Origin of the sequence: Streptomyces torulosus (assembly GCF_001419765.1) — a bacterium.
GTDB classification, from domain to species: Bacteria; Actinomycetota; Actinomycetes; order Streptomycetales; family Streptomycetaceae; genus Streptomyces; species Streptomyces torulosus.
The window spans coordinates 540-4,299 of record NZ_LIRK01000061.1 but is presented as its reverse complement, the minus strand read 5'-3'; the positions used below and the strand labels follow the sequence as shown (position 1 = coordinate 4,299).

The 3,760-nt window shown below is 71.4% G+C and carries 4 protein-coding genes; all 4 read right to left on the bottom strand.

Going from position 1 to position 3,760, the window contains the following annotated elements:
- Positions 1-38: 38 nt before the first annotated feature.
- On the bottom strand, positions 39-1,067 hold the full coding sequence (locus AOK23_RS05745; RefSeq protein WP_055539407.1) for a 6-phosphofructokinase: 1,029 nt from the start codon (positions 1,065-1,067) through the stop codon (positions 39-41).
- 186 nt (positions 1,068-1,253) lie between these two features.
- Positions 1,254-1,901 (bottom strand): response regulator, encoded by a 648-nt coding sequence (locus AOK23_RS05740; RefSeq protein ID WP_055711655.1) that lies wholly within the window; start codon positions 1,899-1,901, stop codon positions 1,254-1,256.
- A gap of 71 nt (positions 1,902-1,972) precedes the next feature.
- Complete coding sequence (gene macS / locus AOK23_RS05735; RefSeq protein WP_206336122.1) at positions 1,973-3,217, bottom strand: MacS family sensor histidine kinase; 1,245 nt, start codon at positions 3,215-3,217, stop codon at positions 1,973-1,975.
- Between the two features lie 69 nt (positions 3,218-3,286).
- The coding region (locus AOK23_RS49425; RefSeq protein WP_240496269.1) for a lysophospholipid acyltransferase family protein at positions 3,287-3,760 on the bottom strand (474 nt) is incomplete at its 5' end.

The window sequence follows — 3,760 nt, the reverse complement described above, 5'->3', positions numbered from 1 at the left end:
CACCCGCACCCGGCAACGCTCGCGAACCCCTCCCCCGGTCAGCCGAAGAACACGCCGACCTCCTCGTACAGCGCGGGATCCACCGTCTTCAGCTTGGCCGTCGCGTCGGCGATCGGGACGCGGACGATGTCCGTGCCGCGCAGCGCGACCATCTTGCCGAAGTCCCCGTCACGGACCGCGTCGATCGCGTGGAGCCCGAACCGCGTGGCGAGCCAGCGGTCGAACGCGCTGGGCGTGCCCCCGCGCTGGACATGGCCGAGGACGGTCGTCCGGGCCTCCTTGCCCGTGCGCTTCTCGATCTCCTTGGCCAGCCATTCGCCGACCCCGGACAGCCGGACGTGCCCGAAGGAGTCGAGGGACTCGTCCTTCAGGACCATCTGGCCGTCCTTCGGCATCGCGCCCTCCGCCACGACCACGATCGGCGCGTACGAGGCCTTGAAGCGGGACGTCACCCAGGCGCACACCTTGTCGACGTCGAAGCGCTGCTCGGGGATGAGGATGACGTTGGCGCCGCCGGCCAGGCCGGAGTGGATGGCGATCCAGCCGGCGTGGCGGCCCATCACCTCCACCACCAGGACCCGCATATGGGACTCGGCCGTGGTGTGCAGCCGGTCGATCGCCTCGGTCGCGATGCCCACGGCCGTGTCGAAACCGAAGGTGTAGTCCGTGGCCGACAGGTCGTTGTCGATCGTCTTCGGAACGCCCACGCAGGGCACGCCGTACTCGTCCGACAGGCGCGCGGCCACGCCCAGCGTGTCCTCGCCGCCGATGGCGACGAGCGCCTCGACCTCCTGCTTGGCGAGGTTGTCCTTGATGCGGCGGATGCCGCTCTCCTCCTTGAGCGGGTTGGTGCGCGAGGAGCCGAGGATCGTGCCGCCGCGCGGCAGGATGCCACGCACTGCGGGGATGTCGAGGCGGACGGTGTCGTTCTCGAGCGGACCCCGCCAGCCGTCCCGGAAGCCGACGAAGTCATAGCCGTACTCCTGCACGCCCTTGCGGACGATGCCCCGGATGACGGCGTTGAGCCCGGGGCAGTCGCCGCCTCCGGTCAGTACTCCGACCCGCATGGAAATGTCCCTTCACCGCGGTTGCCGTAAGCCTTCCGCAGCACCGTAATGGTGACGCAGGTCACTTCGACATGACCGGGTAAGGGCAATTCCGGTGAACTGTCGGGCGGTTGGTTTACTCCTCGGATTGGTCTATGGACGCATTTGTCGATCTACGCAGGCCGGGACGGCCGGGTGGACGGCGGTCTACTCGTCGTCGAGGCCGCGTTCGATGGCGTAGCGGACCAGTTCCACCCGGTTGTGGAGCTGGAGCTTGCCGAGGGTGTTCTGCACATGGTTCTGGACCGTGCGGTGCGAGATGACGAGGCGCTCGGCGATCTGCTTGTAGCTCAGGCCCTTGGCGACGAGGCGGAGCACCTCCGTCTCACGGTCGGTGAGCTGCGGCGCCTTCGGCTCGTCGGCGCCCGCGACGGGCACCGGCTCGGAGGCGAGACGGCGGTACTCGCCGAGGACGAGGCCGGCGAGGCCGGGGGTGAAGACGGGGTCGCCGACGGCGGTGCGGCGTACGGCGTCGATCAGTTCCTCGGTCGAGGCGGACTTCAGCAGATAGCCCGTGGCGCCGGACTTCACCGCCTCCAGCACGTCCGCGTGCTCGCCGCTCGCCGACAGCACGAGGACCCGCAGGGCGGGGTTGGCGCCGACCAGTTCCTTGCAGACCTGGACACCGGGCTTCGCGGGCAGGTTGAGGTCCAGCACGAGGACGTCGGGCGCGGCGGCCTTGGCGCGGCGTACCGCCTGGTCGCCGTCGCCCGCCGTGGCGACCACGTCGAAGCCGGACTCGGTCAGGTCGCGGGCGACGGCGTCGCGCCACATGGGGTGGTCGTCGACCACCATGACCTTGATCGGGCCGCCCGGCCCCTGCCCGTCGACGCCCGACCGCTCCTGTCCGTCCAGCACGTTGTCCGTCACCGCTTCTCCGCCTTCCCCCGTGTGTCCTTCGGTGCTTCCGAGGCCCTGGGTACCTTCAGTTCGACTTCCGTGCCCTGTCCCGGCACCGAGATCAGCTCGGCCGTGCCGCCGATGTCGCGCAGCCGGCCCCGGATGGACAGGGCCACCCCGAGCCGTCCCTCGCCCTCGGCCTGGGCGAGCCGCCCCTCGGGGATGCCGGGCCCGTCGTCCCGTACGGTCACGATGACCTCGTCCGTCCAGTCCTCGACCAGGATCCAGGCCCGCGCCCGCTCACCGGCGTGCCGGCGCACATTGTCCAGGGCGGCGCCGACGGCGGCGGCCAGCTCCCGTGCGGCGTGCGGGGCCAGCTCCACCGGGCCGCCCGGCTCGGACAGGGTGACCTTCGCCCCGGCGTAGGGGGCGAGCAGGGAGCGCAGGTCGAGCGGACCGTCGCCGGACTCCGCCGTGTCCGGCTCGTCGACCACCCGGACGAGCGCTCCCTCGGCCGCGTCCTCCGAGATCCGGGAGACCGGTACGAGGCCGCCGGAGACCAGGGTGCGCAGGGCGACCTCCTGCTCGCCGGCCATCCGGCCCAGCTCCGCGGCCTCGCCGCCGAGGGCGGTGCCGCGCCGCTGCACCATGGCGAGGACCTGGAGCACGCTGTCGTGGATGTCGCGGGCGAGGCGCTCCCGCTCACGGGTGGCGGCCTCGATCTCCAGGGCGCGGGCGAGGGTGCGCTCGGAGGCGCGGGCCACCTCGACGACGTAGCCGATGGCGATGGAGGCGACCCACACGAGGAGCACGTTGTGGACGGTGTCGCGGGTGGGGGCGCCGCGGTGGACCAGGTTGGCGACGGCGATGAGGGTGGAGGCGAAGGCCGCCCACCGCCAGCCGCCCTTGATGGCGAAGGCCAGGACGGCGCCCGCGGTCCATATCGACGGCAGGGTGGGGCCGCCTGCCTCGATCCGCGCCGGGGAGTCGGCGAGCCGGGTGAGCAGGATGCCGACGACCGCGATGGTGAGGTCGGCGGCGAGGAACCGTTTGGTGCAGCTGGCCGCGTTGGCGACCTTGGGCAGGGTCGCCAGGGTCCAGCCGGCCAGCACCACGAAGTAGCCGATCGCGAGCCAGGGGCGGGGGAACTTGCCGTAGGCGCTGATGAACAGGCCTACCGCGTAGATCATCGTCAGGACCCGGTAGCCGGTGAGCGCGCGCCACAGCGGCAGCTCGACCGACATCCTCATGACTCTCTCGCGCTTCGGCATGTGCCCGACCCCCACCCCACCCACGACGGACGCGTTGTCCGCACGCGACCGTATCCGGGAACGCGACCGCTACGAAGCCGGCCGGTCCCGGTCCCCCGTGGACTTCTCGGCCTGCTCCTTGGCCGCCTGGTCCCTCTCGGCCTTGGCGAGGGCCGCCCTGGCGGCCTTGTCGGCCTTGTCGGCCTCCTTCTCCGCCTTGGCCGCGTCCGCGATCTGCCGCTTGGCGGCGGTCGCGTAGATGTCGACGTACTCCTGGCCCGAGAGCTTCATGATCTCGTACATGACCTCGTCGGTCAGCGCCCGCAGGACGAAGCGGTCGTGCTCCATGCCCTGGTAGCGGCTGAAGTCGAGAGGCTTGCCGATCCGGATGCCGGGCCGCATGATCTTCGGCAGGACCTTGCCGGGCGGCTGGATCTTCTCGGTGTCGATCATCGCGACGGGGATGACGGGCGCGCCGGTGGCGAGGGCCACGCGGGCGAGGCCGCCGGGCTTGCCCCGGTAGAGGCGGCCGTCGGGCGAGCGGGTGCCCTCGGGGTAGATGCC